Origin of the sequence: Leucobacter sp. UCMA 4100, assembly GCF_027853335.1 — a bacterium.
GTDB lineage: Bacteria > Actinomycetota > Actinomycetes > Actinomycetales > Microbacteriaceae > Leucobacter_A.
The window spans coordinates 1630208-1645454 of the sequence record NZ_JAFEUS010000002.1; the positions used below are offsets into that span (position 1 = coordinate 1630208).

The following is a 15247-nucleotide window of genomic DNA, read 5'->3' on the forward strand; positions in this document are numbered from 1 at the left end:
AGAGGTATGTCGAGCCCCGAACCCCGCCCGCCCCTCATGCGGCCCCGCAGTGAGCGCATGCTCATGGGGGTGTGCGCTGGGCTCGCGCAGCACCTCGGGCTGCCCCTCTTCTGGGCGCGGGTCGGCATGGTGCTCTTTGCCGGGATCGGCGGTGCAGGGGTGGTCGTGTACGTGTTTCTCGCGCTCACGGTTCCCGAAGAGGGCGAGTCTCAGGGGGTTGCTCCGCTTCGCAGCGCGCTCACGGCACCCGGGGAGGCATCGCAAGCCGCCGAGGGCGATCCGCGATCCGCGGGCCTCGGTCGGTGGTTCGGGGGCGGCGGCCCCGAGCACCAGAGGGAGCCAAAGTCGCGCGTGCGCGAGCAGCGCGAACGGCGCGCTCCACGCGAAACCCCGCAGGCTGAGCAGGGCAGCAGGTGGCCCATCGCCGAACTCTTGCTCGGAGGAGTGCTGCTACTCGCGGGCATCGCACTCGTGCTCGTGCAGCTCGGCGCGCAGCTGAGCCTCAACACGATTTTGCCCGCGCTCGCCGTGCTCGGCGGCGTCGGCCTCACCTGGTGGCTCATTGCCGATCGGGATCGCCCCGAGAAGCATCAGCTGCCCCGCGTGCTCGCTGCACTCGCGCTCGTCGCGGTCGGCGTGCTCATGTTCTTCATCACGGCCCGCGAGCCGAGCGTGCTCACCGTCATCGGTGCGGCGCTCGCCGTGCTCGCGGGCGTTGGCCTCGCGGTCGCGCCCTGGCTGCTGCGACAAAACCGGCAGCTTGGCGCCGAACGAGCGGCCCGTGCGCGCGAGGCAGAGCGAGCCGATATCGCGGCCCACCTGCACGACTCGGTTTTGCAAACGCTCGCGCTCATTCAGCAGCAGTCGACCCCCGGCTCAAACGTCGCGAGGCTCGCGAGGGGCCAGGAACGGGAGCTGCGTGAGTGGCTCTTTCGCGCGGCCGACGGAGCGCCTGTGCCCGACCGCGAGACCGCCGAGGCCGAGCTGAGCGCTCACGCCGCGAGCCTCGAGGCCAACCACCAGGTGCGCTTTGACGTCGTCGTGGTGGGCGAGCGCGTCGTCGGCCCCGAAGCGCTCATCGCGGCGGCTCGCGAGGCCATGCTGAACGCCGCGAGGCACGCCGGCGGCGAGGTGACCGTGTATCTTGAAACCACGCCAGAGCTTATGCGTGTCGAGATTAACGACCGCGGCCCGGGCTTCGATCTCGAGCGCATCGGCGAGCAGCGACTCGGCGTGCGCGAGTCGATCATTGGCCGCATGGAACGGGCCGGTGCGAGCGCCCGCATCGTGCCAGGCCCCGGTGGCCGTGGCACCTCGGTGCGGCTCGAACAGGCGCGCGCAGGGCAGGCCCCGGCGCCCGAGAACAGCAACGATCAGGCGGCAGCCCAGGCCGCACCCGAACCCCCGAAGGCGGCAGAAACCCCATGACGAACACGGTAGGCGAGCAGCGCGGCATCACGGTCGTGATTGTCGACGACCACGAGATCTTTCGCGCGGGGTTGCGCTCGTCGCTCGGCCCCGAGCTGCGCGTGCTCGGCGAGGCGGCGACGGTCGATGAAGCGGTCGAACTCATTCGGCGTGAAGCACCCGACGTGGTGCTGCTCGACGTGCACCTGCCCGGTGGCGCTGGCGGCGGCGGAGCCGAGGTTGCCCGCACCGTGCTCGGCCTGCCTGAGTGCGCGGCGACCCGCGTGCTGGCTCTCAGCGTCTCAGACGCGGCCGACGATGTCGTGAGCGTTATTCGTGCCGGGGCTAGGGGCTACCTCACAAAAACCTCGTCGGGGGCCGAGGTTACGAACGCGGCCCTGCGCGTGCACGAGGGCGACGCGGTGTTCTCTCCGAAGCTCGCGGGGTTCGTGCTCGACGCCTTTGGTGCAGGCGGCGGCGAGACGGCCGATCACGACGACGAGCTCGACCGGCTGAGCGCCCGCGAGCAAGAGGTCATGCGCATGATCGCCCGCGGCTACGCCTATAAAGAGGTCGCGGCCGAGCTGTTTCTCTCGGTCAAGACGATCGAGACGCACGTGTCGAACGTGCTGCGCAAGCTACAGCTCTCGAACCGCCACGAACTCACCGCCTGGGCGCTGTCACGACGGCTCTTGTAGAGTTTTGACCATGACTGATGTTCGTTACACCGTGCGCAAGTGGGTTAAGCCCGAAGACCTCAACCAGCACGGGGCCCTGTTCGGTGGCCGGCTGCTGCAGTGGGTCGATGAAGAGGCCGCGATCATTGCGATCACCCAGCTCGGCACGACCGACCTCGTGACGCGCCACATGTCTGAGATCAACTTCCTCTCGCGGGCCGACCGCGGCGACCTGCTCGAGATCGTCTACGGCGTGAAGGCCTTTGGCCGCACCTCGATCACCCTCGACTGCCGGGTCACCAACTCGGTCACGGGCGCCGACATTCTCACGCTCGACAGCATTATCTTCGTGTCGGTCGACGAACACGGCACCGCGACGCCGCACGGCCAGACGGTGGCGACGCCCACGACCGAGCGCGTGCGGCTCGATCACCTGCGCTAGCCGAGGGGCTTGGCGCTAGCGGCCACTCAACGCCCCCGCAACCCGCCCACAATCGCATCGATGCACTCGGTGAGCCGCCGCACGTCATCGGGCTCGACCGAGACGTAGGTGGCGATGCGCAGCTGGTTCTGGCCGATGCCACTGTAGGCGTCAACGTCAACGATGCCGTGCGCGCGAAGCTGCCGCGAGAGCTCGCGTGCGTCGACGTCGGCTGCGAACTCGATCGTCGCGTTGACGGGCGAGCGGTGCACGGGGTCGGCCACGAAGGGCGTCGCGAAGTCGCTGCGCTCGGCCCAGCGGTACAGCATCTCCGAGCTCTCTCGGGCGCGAGACTCTGCCCAGGTGAGGCCGCCGCTCGCGATGATCCACTGGAGTTGTGTCTCGAGCAGGGCCAGGGTGACGAGCGACGGGGTGTTCACGGTTTGCTGTGATCTCGAGTTCGTGATCGCGAGATGCAGGTTGAGTGAATCGGGAATGTGGCGGCCGCTTGCCGCGATGCGCTCGGCGCGCTCGATTGCCGCCGGTGAGAGCAGCGCGATCCAGAGGCCGCCGTCAGAGCCGAGGTTCTTTTGGGGTGCGAAGTAGTAGACGTCGGCGTTTGCCGCATCGAAGTTGATGCCGCCCGCGGCGCTCGTCGCGTCGATGAGGGTGAGCGCCTCGCTCGCGGGCACGACGCGTTCGACGGGTACAACGACGCCGGTCGAGGTGTCGTTGTGGGGCCACGCGTACACGTCGATTCCGGCCTCGGCGACGGGAGCGGCGAGACTTCCGTGCGGCGCGCTTCGCACCGACGGGGTCTCGAGCCAGGGAGCGCCCGCGGCGCGCGCAAACTTCTTGCCGAAGGCCCCGAAGCTCAGGCACTGAGCGCGGTGCTCGATGAGGCTCGCCGCCGCAACGTCCCAGAACATGGCCGCACCGCCGTTACCCATGACCACCTCGTAGCCGTCGGGGGCGTCGAAGAGGTCGAGCAGCTGGCGCTGCACCGAGCCGACGAGCGCTTTGACGGGGGCCTGCCGATGTGAGGTGCCGAGCAGATCACGGTAGGTCGTCGTGAGGCTCGTGAGCTGCTCAGGGCGAAGGCGCGACGGACCGCTCCCAAACTTGCCGTCAGAGGGGAGCATGTCGGCGGTAAGGGTGGCGGTGGGGCTTGCGGTGTTCACTGGGCGCTCCTCGCGAGTGACTGGGGTGATGAAGTGTGGCTGAGGTGGGTCAGGGTGGTGCGCACGCGGGCTCCGGCTGCCGAGACGGCGTCTTTGAGGCGGGCGCCGCCCAACAGGGCCGCGTTGAGCTCGGCGGTAAACATGTCGCCGAGCCCCTTGGCCTCGGTTGGTATTGCGGGGTGCCGGTGTACGTGCGTTTCGCGCTGCGTCACGAGCAGTTCGGCAATGTGGGGCTTGCCGCGGTGAGTTTCGCTCGTGACTCCGGTGACGATGATCCACTCAGTTTTGGGGGTCATGAGCGACCTTGCGGCGCGCTCGATCGCCGCGGTCGAGCTGAGCGTCTCGAGCGGCGTTTCGGTGAGCGTCGCGAGTTCGAAGAGGTTCGGGGTGAGACCCGTGGCGAGCGGCACGAGTTTGTCGCGCATGGGGCGGGCGACCTCGGGGTTCGTGTAGAAGCCGAGCTCGACATCGCCGAGGGTGGGGTCGAGCACCAGGGGCACCTGGTGGGCCGCGCACCAGGAGGCGATGGGGGCGACCTGCTCGGGGGCGGCGAGATAGCCGGAGGTTACGAGCTGGAGGCCGCCTAGGGCGCCGGCCGCTTCGAGATCAGTGAGCGCCTCACTGAGGTACTCGGGCGGCACATCGAGGTGGTGCGATCTGGGGTAGTGCGGCATGACGCTCAGCATGATCGTGGCGATGCCGATGGCCGCGATGTCGTGCTCGGCGTACACGCGTTCAGAACCGTTGAGCCCGACCGAGCCGTGAATCAGCCGCGACCCGAAGCCGAGAATGCGCGGCTTGGGGGTGGCGAGCTCAAGGCGCGCGGCTCCCGAAACCTCGCGGGCGATGCGGCCGGCGGGTGCTTCGGGAGAGGGTGCGTCAGGATTGGTTCTTATTGACATAGGTCAAATGCTAGCATGGTCGGTGTTAGAACAGTTTGAGCGGCTCGCACGAGCCGAGAAGCGGCAGATATGAACGAGCAATACGAGATGATTCCCTCGGCAAAGCCACTCATCGGGAACGAAGAACGAAGCGCGGTCGATCGGGTGCTCGCCTCGGGCGGCTTGGCCCAGGGCCCAGAGGTCGCCGCGTTCGAAGCAGAGTTTTCGCGGCAACTCGTGGGCGGCAGGCCCACCGTCGCCGTGAACTCGGGCACGAGCGGGCAACACCTCGGGCTGCTCGCGAGCGGTGTCGGGCCGGGCGACGAGATCATCGTGCCCTCGTTTACCTTCGCCGCGGTCGCGAACTCGGTCGTGCTCGCGGGGGCGACCCCGGTGTTCGTCGATATTGAGCCGCGCTACTTCACGCTCAACCCGGCCAAGGTGGCCCAGGCGGTGACCGAGCGCACGAAGGGCATCATGCCCGTGCACCTCTACGGGCACCCCTTCAAGGCCGACTCGATGCTCTCGGTTGCCAAAGAATACGAGCTCACAGTGTACGAAGACGCGGCCCAGGCGCACGGCGCGACCTGGCAGGGCGAACCCGTCGGCACCTTCGGTGAGTTCGCGATGTTTAGCCTCTACCCGACGAAAAACATGACCGCGATCGAGGGTGGCATGGTGGCCTGCCGCACCGAAGCGATCGCGCGGGGCGTGAGGCTCCTGCGTAACCAGGGCATGGAGACGCAGTATGCGAACGAGGTCGTGGGCTTCAACGCCCGCATGAGCGACGTGCACGCTGCGGTCGGTCGGGTGCAGCTCGGCAAGCTTGAAGCGTGGACCGAGACGCGGCAGCGCAACGCCACCTTTTACGAGCGTGAGCTTGGCTCGCTCGCGGGCCTTCGCACCCCGCAGACCTCGCCGCTTGCGACCCACGTGTACCACCAGTACACCGTGCGGGTCGACGGGGCCGAGCGCGACCGCATTCGCGAGGCGCTTCGTGAGGAGTGGGGCATCATGACCGGGGTGTATTACCCGACGCCGTGCCACCGGCTGCCCTCGCTCGCCCGCTACGCCGAGGGGGTTCACCTGCCCGAGACCGATCTCGCGGCGGCCGAGGTGATGTCGCTGCCCGTGCATCCGTCGCTCAGCGAGGCCGATCTTGAGCGCATCGTGTGCGGGGTGACGAGCGTCGTGGGAGCGGGGGCGTGATGAGCGACACCGGAGGGCTCGGGCTGCTTGAGCACCCTGCGACCCGGGCGGCAGAGGGCGTGGCGAGGGCCGAGGCCGTTCGTCGTGAACTGCGGCACGCCCGCCGTGCACTCGCGGCCGACCTCGCAAGCGGCGGTGAGCCCGTGGGCCATGCGAGGCTCGCGGCCGAGAGCGTGAGCCGGCTTGAGCGGGAGCTCGACGCGTTGCTCGCCGACCCCGAGATTCTGGAAAGGGCGCGCCGGGCCCTCGATGAGCGGGCGGCGGTGCTTCGCGTCGCGGTCACCGCGCACCGCTTTGAGACCGAGGCGCTGCGGCGCTGGGAAGACGGTGACGAGCTCATCGCCCACGCGGCTGTCACTGGGCGAAGGCTCACCGACGACGAGCGCCGTTTTCTTGAGGCCACACCAGAGCGCGCCGAGACCGCTCTCGAGCGTGCCTTGCCAGAGGCGGCCTCGGCTGCCCTCGTGACCGGAGCTGCCGAGGCACTCGCCACCGTGCGGGTGCGCGAAACCCGTGCGCAACTTCAGGAGGGGCTCTGGGTCTCGCCGCAAATGCAGGGGGCCGTTCGTGCCGCGCTCCCGGCGCTCGCCGCGGGTGCACCGCTGCTCCTCATCGGCGAGACAGGCGGGGCCAAAACGGCGCTTGCCGAGCACCTCGCCGCGAGGGTCGCCCCCGAGGCCGAGTTCGTTTCGGGCTACGGCGACATCACCTCGGCGCAGCTCGTCGGAACCCATGAGTTGCGGGCCGAGGGCGGGGCCACCGTGACGGCGTTTGAGCCGGGGCCGCTTCTGCGGGCAATGACCGAGGGCAAGCCGCTCATTCTTGATGAGGTGAACGCGATGCCGCCCGAGTTCTTGAAGCGACTCAACCGCATTTTGCAGCTGCGCCCCGGCGCCAGGTTCGCGGTGCAAGAGCAGGCCGGGCTCACCGTCACGATTGCCCGGGGCTTCTCGATCATCGCGACGGCAAACGAGCACGCGCCCGGCAGATATCGCGGCATCGAGCCGTTGAGCGCCGAGTTGATTAACCGCTTCGGCGCCAACGTGCACCGGGTGCACTACCCCGATGCGCACGTCGCATACGACGATTACCCGCACGAGAACATGCTGCTTGCCGCGGCCTCACTCGCCGACGAGAGTGGCGAGCTGCCGGGCACGATCACGCTCGCCGACCTCGAGCCCGTGGCCCGGGCGGCCTTTGTGAGCCAGCAGGTGTTCTCGGGTAACTACGGCGAGGGCTTTCGCGGCTTCGTGACGAGCGAGCGTGAGTACGATCGCGAGCCTGGCCTCATCGAGACGGTGATCGCACCGCGCACTCTCGCGGCGATACTCGAACAGGTCGCCCTCACGGCAACCACGCGGTCACTGAACGAGGCCCTCGCGCGCTTTCTCGACGGGGTCATGAACGCCCACGATCGCCGGGTGCTCGCGCTCATTTTCGAGGGCCAGGGCATCGCGCTATGACGGGCGCCGGCGACGATCGCCTTGTCGAGCAGCTCACGAGCCTCGGCCGACTGCTCGGCATCACGGTGGTCGTCACCGATGAGAGCGAATGGATCATTGCCCCCGAAAGCGTGCGCATAGGCCTCGGCTTTTATCGCGACCGGGGCATCGCTGAGGGCGACGTCATGGCTCTTGCCCTGCGCGACTTCTGGGTCGGGGTTCGCCTGCCCCTCTTCGAACCGGGTCGTGGTTACCGGCGGGAGGCGATCGAGGCCGCGCAGCCCGAACTCGCGCCGCTGCTCGCCACGGCCGATCGGCTCGATGCGATGGCGGCGATCGACGTGGCGCTGCCCGGTATCGCAGGCGAGCTGCGGGCAGCGACCGCGCGCAGCATTGCCGACGACGTGAGCGAGCTCTCCCTCGAAGCTCAGTGGCTCGCGGCGGTGACGAGGAGCTTCTCGGGCGCGGCCCTGCCCGTTGTCGCGCCGCAGCTTCGTCGCCAGCTCGCAGGTTTTGCGATGCTGCTCGAGCGTGCGGCGCACGATGGCCCGCTGCACGACGCCTGCAACGCGCTCGCCTTTCGTGAGGCAAGCGCTCCCACGGGGGTCGACCGCCTTGACCGGGTGCTCGCGCTCATCGCGCCGCCCTATCTCGAGCTGCTTCGCGGTGCTGGGCAGGGGCTTGCGACCCCGGGGGCGTCGCTGCACGCGAGGCCTGCCGACGGCGACGATGAGGGGCTCGGGGGCGACGAGGGGCGCGGCCCACGAAGCGGCGAGAGTGACGACGGCAGTGATGCCGAGGCGCAGGGGAGCGGTGCCTCGCAGGTGCAGGCCCTCGATACCGCGGCGCCTCAAGATGCCGAGGGCGGTGACGAGCCGAGTGTCGACGAGCGGCTGCTCGTCGAGTCGGGGTCGATGGTTGCCCCCACGGCGTTTCTTGAGACCCCACTTTCGGCAACCCGTGCGAGTCTCGCACCGCTCGAGGTTCCAGGCGATGAGTCGAGGCCGCTCAACGAAGCGGATCGCGAGCGCGTGGCGCGTGACGACGGGCAGGCCCCCCGGCTGGCATCAGCGCCGCACCCGGGGGTGCAGCGTGCGTCGGTCGCCGAGTATCGCGCCCGGCTAGAGCGCTACCGCCGGGAGGTCACGGCCACGCGCGAGGTGTGGCGTCTCGCGGTGAGTGAGCAGCTGCGGCTGCGGCAGGTCGCGCTGCAGCGCGGGGCTCCAGAGGGGGCAGAGCTCTTTCGTGAGCGACTCGCTGCCACCGTCACCGAGGTCGCCGCTGGAGTTCCGAGGCCCGCCGCGTATCAGCAGTATGAGCGCCGGCCTCGCCACGGTGACGGGCTGCGCAGCACCGACTACGTGCTGCTGCTCGACCGCTCTGGCTCGATGCAGGGTGCCGCGGCCGAGCTCTGCGCCGACGCGGCAATGGTCATGGTTGAGTCGCTCGCTGCGGTGTCCCGCGATCTGCAAGGCCGCGACGAACGGGCCGCGCGGGCGCTCGACGTGCGATTGCGCGCGGGTATCATCGCGTTCGGTGACGAGCCCGTCGTCGTGAAGGGGCTGGACACCCCGGTCGATGACGAGATCCGGGCTTCGCTGCACTCCGCGGTGCGCGGCGCGCGAGGGTCGACGAGGGGTGCCGCCGCGCTCGACGCAGCGGCCGAGCTCTTCGGGCCTGAGCTGCAGGGCGAACGGCCCCGCCGCGTCGTGCTCTGCGTGACCGATGGCGACCTTGACGACGTGGCCTCGCTCAAGGGGGCGATCGCGGGCCTCGACGCGCTCGGCGCCGAGGTGCACGCGATTGGGGTGGGTCGTTCACCCGGTATCGAGGTGTTTGCCCCGGCCTTCGAACGCATCGACACCGTGCGTGAGCTGCCGGGGCTGCTCGCCCGGGTCGTCGCCGCCGACGCTCAGGCGACGCTCGCCGGCCGAATGCCCACGTGACGGCCGCGATCGGCCCGAACACGGGTGCCCACCCGAATGGTGTTGCAGGGGGCGTCAAAGGTGTAGCGGGCGGCGAGGGCTGGATTGGGCAGGGTTCCCGCGATCCACGTGAAATGGTGCTGGTCGAGCTGCGGCGCGCCAGTCGCCGCGGCGCTCACGGCGAGCGTCAGCAGCTCTGCGAGGCTCGGATGGCTCGTCTCGGCCGAATGCTCGACATCGACGAGCGGGGGAGCGGCGGCCGCGGGCAACCAGCGCAGGCTCCAGTCGACCCGGCCGTGGCGCTCGCGCACCGTGACGGTCTCGCCAGGCCTGCCGGGCGCCACGTCGAGCGCCGCGAACCAGCGCTCGGCCTCGGTCGAGCACTCGAGCGCGGGTGGGGCCTCGGAGCTGCTCGCCGCGAGTACGCGCCGCCACCTCGCGAGGCCGAGGCCGTGCGGGGCGAGCACGGGAACGAGCGGGCCCATGTCGCCGGCGTCGGGGGCGGCAGGGCTGAGTCCCGCGGCAAAGAAACGCTCTGGCTCTGGCACGCCGATGTCGAGCACGCGCGCGATCGTCTCGGCCTCGGCGAGCGAGGCGTTCAGCCGCGCGCCAGGGTCTTCGGCGAAGCGGGCGAAGGCCGACGAGTAGTGGCCGTCACGCATCAAGAGCACGCGGTCGGCGAGCGGGTCGCGTTTCGCAGCCTGGCTCGACGCCCGCGCGTGACGCACCTGCCTCGCAAGATCAGGAAAGAGCGTCTCGTGGCCGTGCACGGGTCACGCCTCAGGAAACGCCGAGGGCCAGTAGTGACTGTCGGGCACCTGCCTTGCCCCGAAGATGGCCTGACCCACGCGCACGCAGGTGGCTCCCTCTTCGATCGCGACCTCGTAGTCGCCAGACATGCCCATCGAGAGCCCTCCGTCGCCCACGAGTTCGGGGTCGGTATCGCGCAGCTGATCACGCAGGGTTCGCAGCAGGGTGAAGCAGGTGCGCACGCGGGGAATATCACTGCTGAAAATGGCGAGCGTCATGAGCCCCCGCACCCGCAGCGACTGGAAGCTTGGCATCTCGCGCAAGAAAGCCTCGACCTCTTCGGGCGGCAGGCCGTACTTTTGTGGCTCGGCCGAGGTGTTGACCTGCACGTACACGTCGAGCGAGCGGCCCGCGGCCTGCAGCCTGCGGTCGAGCGCGGCGGCCGCACGAAGGTTGTCGAGCGCCTGAAACTCGCTCGCGAAGGCGGCGACGTCGCGCGCCTTGTTCGTTTGCAGGTGGCCGATGACCGACCACTCGACACCGAGGTCGGCGAGGTTTTCAGATTTGCGCTTGGCCTCTTGCACCTTGTTCTCGCCGAGCTGGTGGCAGCCCGCGGCGACGGCGAGGCGCACGCGATCTTCGGGCACCGTCTTGCTCACGGGCAGGAGTCGCACGTCGGCGGGGTCGCGGTCAACGCTTCTCGCGGCCGTGTCGATCTTCTCGCGCACGTCGTGAATATTGCGCTCAAATTCGGCAACAGAGGTCGCGGTTGGGAAGTCGTGGATGGGGAGTTCGGGTTCGACTTGATTTGACATAGGTCAAAGTGTATCATGAATGATGTCGGCCCCAACAGGCCAGATACACTCAGTGAGAAACCAGAAAGGAGACACGGTATGACTGACCAAAACCAAGGCATGAATGTCAGCGATCGCATCTCTGGAAGTACCGCTGAAGAGATCGTGGGCAGCATTCGCGCCCTCATTCACGACGGGTCGCTGAAGGCCGGCGATACGCTGCCGCCATACCGCGCGCTTGCCGAGCGGCTCGGGGTCAACCGCAACACCGCGATGACGGCCTACCGCCTGCTCGTGCAGGTGAACATCGCCGAGAGCCGTGGCCGGGCTGGCACCGTGATCGCCGACCCGTACCAGGAGTTTGCCGAAGAGGGCTTCGCGAGAGACAGCGTGCTGCTCGACGTTGGTGACGGCAACCCCGCGCCAGAGCTTTTGCCCGACCCGAGCGAGGTAACGCTCGAGCGAGTCACCCCGACGCTGTACGGCGAGCCGACGATTGACCCGGGCCTTGCCCAGTGGGCAACGCGGTGGATCGAAGAGCACCAAGACCGCCCTTTCAGGCTCACGGTTACCGCGGGTGCGGTCGACGCGATCGAGCGGCTGCTCTCGCAGGCGCTCACGCGGGGCGATCAGGTCGCGCTCGAAGATCCCTGCTTCTTGACGAGCATCAGCACGATGCACCAGAACGGTTTTCAGCCGGTTCCGGTCGCGATGGACTCAGAAGGCATGGAGCCCGAGAGTCTGCGAGAGGCGCTCGAGGCGGGTGTGCGCGCCGTCGTGTGTACGCCTCGCGCCCACAACCCGACCGGCGTGAGCCTCACGCCCGAGCGCGCCGCACAGTTGCGCGAGGTGCTCGCCGACTACCCGCAGGTCATGGTCATCGAAGACGACCACTTCGCCCTGCTTGCCACAGCCGAGTACTCGACCATCATTAGCCCCGAGCGTGAACGCTGGGCGCTCGTTCGCTCGATGTCGAAGGCCCTCGGCCCCGACATGCGCATCGCCTTCGTGGCGAGCGACGCGACGACGGCCGAGCGGCTCGCGGCCCGCATCAGTGGCGGCATCACCTGGGTGAGCCACCTCTTGCAGCGCATCACGCACGCGATGCTCTCGTCGAGCGACGCGATGCAGCAGATTCACGAGGCGAGCGCCCACTACGCGGCGCGCAACGCCGCCTTCGTCGCCGAGCTGCGCGAGGCCGGGTTCGCCTCGCCGAGCCATGACGGCCTGAACATCTGGGTCGACACCGGCGCGAGCGCGAAGGCCGTGCTCGCAGCTCTCATGACGAGGGGGTGGATCGCGCGCGACGGCGCCGCCTTCGCCCTCGCCGGCGATCACGAGCGCTGCCTGCGCTTCACCGTTCACGAGCTGAGCGACAGCGAGATGCGCCGGCTCGTGGGTGACCTTGCCGAGTCCAGCCAGGAAGCTGCCGCCAACGAAACGAAGTCGGGCAGTCTCAGCCGCCGTTAGTACCACCTGAATATCCATCGAAGGGAATGAACATGTCGATCACCGCACCAACCGCCGCCCCCGCGACGCTGCAGCGACCAGAGCTGCGCACCGCGATTCCCGGCCCCGTGAGCCTCGCGATCCAGGCGCGCCGAGAGCAGGTCATTCCCCGAGGGGTGGGCTGCGCCCTGCCGATCTACGTCGATCACGCCGACGGCGCGTGGATCACCGACGTCGACGGCAACCGCCTGCTCGATCTGGGCTCGGGCATCGGGGTCACGACCCTCGGCCATACGCAGCCAGCCGTGGTGCAGGCCGCGAAAGACCAGCTCGACAAGCTGAGCCACACGCTCTTCACGGTGACGCCCTACGAGAACTACGTGCGCCTGGCCGAACGACTCGCAGAGCACACGCCGGGCAACCACCAGAAGAAGACCTTCTTCGTGAACTCTGGCGCCGAGGCCGTTGAGAACGCCGTGAAGATCGCGAGGGCCTATACCGGCCGCCGCGTCGTCGCAGCCCTCGACCACGCCTTCCACGGCCGCACGAGCCTCACGATGGCGATGAACCACCGGGTCGCGCCCTACGGCACGAACTTCGGCCCCTTCGCTCCCGATGTGCAGCGCGTGCCCAACTCGTACCCGCTGCGCGATGGCTTGACCGGTGCGCAGGCCGCGGCCCGCACGATCGAGTACCTTGAGCAGCGCATCGGCGCGAGCGACCTGGCAGCGATCATCGCCGAGCCTATTCAGGGCGAGGGCGGCTTCGTTGTGCCGGCCGAGGGCTACCTCCCGGCGCTGCAGCAGTGGGCGACCGCCAACGGCGTCGTCTTCATCGCCGACGAGATTCAGTCGGGCCTCGGCCGCACCGGCACCTGGTTCGCGAGCGAGATCTTCGGCCTCGTGCCCGACCTCGTGCTTACCGCGAAGGGCATCGCCGATGGCCTGCCGCTCGCGGGCGTCACGGGTCGCGCCGAGATCATGGACGGAGCGCACCCCGGCGGCCTCGGCGGCACCTTCGGTGGCAACCCAGTCTCGATCGCGGCGGCACACGCTGTGTTCGACCTGCTCGAGACCGGCCAGCCCTTCGCCGAGGCGGCACGCATCGAAGCCGCCCTCAAGCGTGGCCTCGAAGAACTCGCCAACGAGCAGGCCGTCATCGGCGACATTCGCGGGCACGGAGCGATGGTGGCCTTCGAACTGCTCGACCCGGCTACCGGCGATCCGCTGAATGGCCTCGCGAGCGAGATCGCGGCCAAGGCTGCCGAGAGCGGTGTGCTGCTGCTCACCGCGGGCAGCTACGGAAACGTCATTCGATTCCTACCGTCACTCACGGTCACGAATGAACAGCTTGAATTTGCCCTCGGGGTGATTCGAGAGGCGCTCGCTTCGCGCGACGCCAACTAGCGGCTCAGGCCGCGGGCTGCCGGGGGAGCGGCGGCCCACCCGGTGGGGTGACCGAAAGGCGAGGTCACAGTGCGCAACGCTGTGTATGCAGGTTCGAATCCTGCCCCCACCTCTACCGCGCGAGAAGGAGAACGATGAGTGCGATGCTCGCGGCGCTGCCGCTCGTCGCGGTCGTCACGGGCCTCGTGCTTGGCCGTTCGAGCCGCACCGCAGCCCTCATCGGCATCGGCGCGGCCGTCGCCCTCATGCTCACACGCTTCGCGACCCCCGCGAGCGAGCTCGGCGCCTCGGCCATCGAGTGGGCACCCGTGATGCTGAACGTCATGCTCATTCTCGCCGGCGGCATCGCCTTCGCCGAGGCGGGCAGGCTCACCGGCAACCAAGACACGATCGCGACGTGGATCACCCGCTCACTCGGCCAGGGCATCGTCCCGGTGCTCGCCATCGTGCACGGCTTCACCCCGCTCACCGAGTCGCTCACGGGCTACGGAATCGGCGCCGCCCTCGCGATCCCGCTCCTGCTCGGCCTCGGTCTGCCGGGCCGCAAGGCCGCCGCCCTCGGGCTGCTCGGCCTGTGCGCCGTGCCCTGGGGATCCATGGGCCCCGGAACCCTCATCGCCTCACACCTCACCGGCGTCGGCTTCGACGAGCTCGGCGTCGCGACGGCCTTCTTCAACGGCGTCGTGGTCGCAGGCGTTGGCGTTGCCGCCGCCCTCATCGCCTCGCCCCCTGGCCGCCGCCTCAGCTCGGTCGCCGCTGGCCTCGCCTCGGCGCTCGTGCTCTTTGCCGGCGTGCTCGGCACGAACGTGCTCATCGGAACCGCCCCCGCCGGAGCCATGGGCGGCGCCCTCGTGCTCATCGTTCACCTCGCCGCCCGCCGCCTGCGCGGCCACCCCCTCACGTTCCCGGCCCCCGTCGCCCGCGCCGTGCTGCCCTACGCCTTCGTGCTCGCGGGCATGCTCGCCGCAATGCTGCTCGTGGCGCCGCTGGCGGCTGGCCCGGTCGCCTCGGCTGCTACGGGTGGCGGCGCCTCGGCTGCCGCGGCGGATCCCGGCCCCGCGATCCGCACCCTTGTCGCCTGCCTCACCTCGCCGGCCTTCTGGCTCTTCGCCGCGACCATCGTGCTGCTCGTCGTGCACCGTGGCCATGCCCGCACGGTCACCGCGCGCGCCCTCGAAACGTGGCTGCAGGTCGCCCCCTCGACGGCACTCTTCATCGCGCTCGGAGCGCTCATGGGCGTCAGCGGAATGTCCCAGGAGGTCGCCCAACAGCTCGCCCACCTCGGCTCGGGCTACTTCTTCGCGCTGCCCATCTTCTCGACCCTCATCGGCTTCATCACCGGCTCAAACTCGGGCGCCAACGCGCTCGCCGCCGGGGCCCAGGCCGATGTCGCCAGGCTGCTCGGGGCCGACGTGACGCTCGCGGTCGGCGTGCACAACGCCGCAAGCGCCGCCGCCATGATGTCGGCCCCGGCCCGCGTCGAGCTCGCCGCGCGCCTCGCGCTCGTGCCCGGCGAGGCGCGCGCGCTGCAGGGCACGATGCTCGTCATCGTCGGCGCGGTGAGCCTGGTGCTCGGCGGGGTGAGCTTCTGCGTGCTGCTCGGGTGAGGGTGGGGTCGCGCGGCTGGCGTGCGGCTGTCTTCGTCGCTGCCTGCCGATTTCGCGTCTACTTGACGAAAAGCAGGGTGTTTCGGCGCCAACACCTT

13 protein-coding genes and 1 tRNA gene are annotated in these 15247 nt (G+C 69.2%); 10 read left to right on the plus strand and 4 right to left on the minus strand.

All coding sequences use genetic code 11. The annotated features are described in order from the left end of the window. Window positions 1-6 precede the first annotated feature (6 nt). From JSO19_RS07680 to JSO19_RS07690, 3 genes are read left to right on the plus strand one after another with little or no spacing between them, the layout of a single operon-like run. Complete coding sequence (locus tag JSO19_RS07680; protein ID WP_270910824.1) at window positions 7-1428, plus strand: ATP-binding protein; 1422 nt, start codon at window positions 7-9, stop codon at window positions 1426-1428. Further along, window positions 1425-2105, plus strand: a complete 681-nt coding sequence (locus JSO19_RS07685; protein WP_217133382.1) for a LuxR C-terminal-related transcriptional regulator — start codon at window positions 1425-1427, stop codon at window positions 2103-2105. Before JSO19_RS07680 ends, JSO19_RS07685 begins: the two co-directional genes overlap by 4 nt. 10 nt (window positions 2106-2115) lie before the next feature. Beyond that, window positions 2116-2526, plus strand: a complete 411-nt coding sequence (locus tag JSO19_RS07690) for an acyl-CoA thioesterase (protein ID WP_270910826.1) — start codon at window positions 2116-2118, stop codon at window positions 2524-2526. 26 nt (window positions 2527-2552) lie between these two features. Here JSO19_RS07690 and serC read toward each other — a convergent pair whose 3' ends face one another. Then, entirely contained in the window at window positions 2553-3647 is a 1095-nt protein-coding gene (gene serC, locus JSO19_RS07695) for a phosphoserine transaminase (RefSeq protein ID WP_270912117.1), read from the minus strand. 35 nt (window positions 3648-3682) lie between these two features. Then, window positions 3683-4588: a bifunctional hydroxymethylpyrimidine kinase/phosphomethylpyrimidine kinase gene (locus JSO19_RS07700; RefSeq protein ID WP_270910828.1), complete on the minus strand. Its 906-nt coding sequence runs from the start codon at window positions 4586-4588 to the stop codon at window positions 3683-3685. A 69-nt stretch (window positions 4589-4657) separates the two neighbouring features. Between JSO19_RS07700 and JSO19_RS07705 the strand changes: the two genes are divergently transcribed. From JSO19_RS07705 to JSO19_RS07715, 3 genes are read left to right on the plus strand one after another with little or no spacing between them, the layout of a single operon-like run. Next, window positions 4658-5776 (plus strand): DegT/DnrJ/EryC1/StrS family aminotransferase, encoded by a 1119-nt coding sequence (locus JSO19_RS07705; RefSeq protein WP_270910830.1) that lies wholly within the window; start codon window positions 4658-4660, stop codon window positions 5774-5776. Continuing rightward, on the plus strand, window positions 5776-7239 hold the full coding sequence (locus JSO19_RS07710) for an AAA family ATPase (RefSeq protein WP_270912118.1): 1464 nt from the start codon (window positions 5776-5778) through the stop codon (window positions 7237-7239). Before JSO19_RS07705 ends, JSO19_RS07710 begins: the two co-directional genes overlap by 1 nt. Further along, window positions 7236-9164 carry a vWA domain-containing protein gene (locus JSO19_RS07715; protein ID WP_270910831.1) on the plus strand — a complete coding sequence of 643 codons (1929 nt, stop codon included), beginning with the start codon at window positions 7236-7238 and terminating at the stop codon, window positions 9162-9164. Before JSO19_RS07710 ends, JSO19_RS07715 begins: the two co-directional genes overlap by 4 nt. Here JSO19_RS07715 and JSO19_RS07720 read toward each other — a convergent pair. Next, window positions 9131-9913 (minus strand): hypothetical protein, encoded by a 783-nt coding sequence (locus JSO19_RS07720; protein WP_270910832.1) that lies wholly within the window; start codon window positions 9911-9913, stop codon window positions 9131-9133. The two genes, JSO19_RS07715 and JSO19_RS07720, sit on opposite strands and share 34 nt — an antisense overlap. A 3-nt stretch (window positions 9914-9916) precedes the next feature. Continuing rightward, window positions 9917-10708: a YggS family pyridoxal phosphate-dependent enzyme gene (locus JSO19_RS07725; RefSeq protein ID WP_270910833.1), complete on the minus strand. Its 792-nt coding sequence runs from the start codon at window positions 10706-10708 to the stop codon at window positions 9917-9919. Window positions 10709-10786: 78 nt separating this feature from the next. On the opposite strand from JSO19_RS07725, the gene JSO19_RS07730 reads away from it, so the two are divergent. From JSO19_RS07730 to JSO19_RS07745, 4 genes are all read left to right on the plus strand, one after another. Next, window positions 10787-12157, plus strand: a complete 1371-nt coding sequence (locus JSO19_RS07730) for an aminotransferase class I/II-fold pyridoxal phosphate-dependent enzyme (RefSeq protein ID WP_270910834.1) — start codon at window positions 10787-10789, stop codon at window positions 12155-12157. Between the two features lie 32 nt (window positions 12158-12189). Continuing rightward, window positions 12190-13542, plus strand: a complete 1353-nt coding sequence (gabT, locus tag JSO19_RS07735) for a 4-aminobutyrate--2-oxoglutarate transaminase (protein WP_442915682.1) — start codon at window positions 12190-12192, stop codon at window positions 13540-13542. A gap of 41 nt (window positions 13543-13583) precedes the next feature. Continuing rightward, a tRNA-Cys gene (locus JSO19_RS07740) sits at window positions 13584-13654 on the plus strand. A 22-nt stretch (window positions 13655-13676) separates the two neighbouring features. Continuing rightward, complete coding sequence (locus JSO19_RS07745; protein ID WP_270910836.1) at window positions 13677-15149, plus strand: L-lactate permease; 1473 nt, start codon at window positions 13677-13679, stop codon at window positions 15147-15149. The last annotated feature ends 98 nt before the right edge of the window (window positions 15150-15247 follow it).

Coding starts and splice junctions, on each gene's coding strand:
- JSO19_RS07680 (WP_270910824.1), top strand. CDS start 7: ATGTCGAGCCCCGAACCCCGCCCGCCCCTCATGCGGCCCCGCAGTGAG.
- JSO19_RS07685 (WP_217133382.1), top strand. CDS start 1,425: ATGACGAACACGGTAGGCGAGCAGCGCGGCATCACGGTCGTGATTGTC.
- JSO19_RS07690 (WP_270910826.1), top strand. CDS start 2,116: ATGACTGATGTTCGTTACACCGTGCGCAAGTGGGTTAAGCCCGAAGAC.
- serC (WP_270912117.1), bottom strand. CDS start 3,647: ATGCTCCCCTCTGACGGCAAGTTTGGGAGCGGTCCGTCGCGCCTTCGC.
- JSO19_RS07700 (WP_270910828.1), bottom strand. CDS start 4,588: ATGTCAATAAGAACCAATCCTGACGCACCCTCTCCCGAAGCACCCGCC.
- JSO19_RS07705 (WP_270910830.1), top strand. CDS start 4,658: ATGAACGAGCAATACGAGATGATTCCCTCGGCAAAGCCACTCATCGGG.
- JSO19_RS07710 (WP_270912118.1), top strand. CDS start 5,776: ATGAGCGACACCGGAGGGCTCGGGCTGCTTGAGCACCCTGCGACCCGG.
- JSO19_RS07715 (WP_270910831.1), top strand. CDS start 7,236: ATGACGGGCGCCGGCGACGATCGCCTTGTCGAGCAGCTCACGAGCCTC.
- JSO19_RS07725 (WP_270910833.1), bottom strand. CDS start 10,708: ATGTCAAATCAAGTCGAACCCGAACTCCCCATCCACGACTTCCCAACC.
- JSO19_RS07730 (WP_270910834.1), top strand. CDS start 10,787: ATGACTGACCAAAACCAAGGCATGAATGTCAGCGATCGCATCTCTGGA.
- gabT (WP_442915682.1), top strand. CDS start 12,190: ATGTCGATCACCGCACCAACCGCCGCCCCCGCGACGCTGCAGCGACCA.
- JSO19_RS07745 (WP_270910836.1), top strand. CDS start 13,677: ATGAGTGCGATGCTCGCGGCGCTGCCGCTCGTCGCGGTCGTCACGGGC.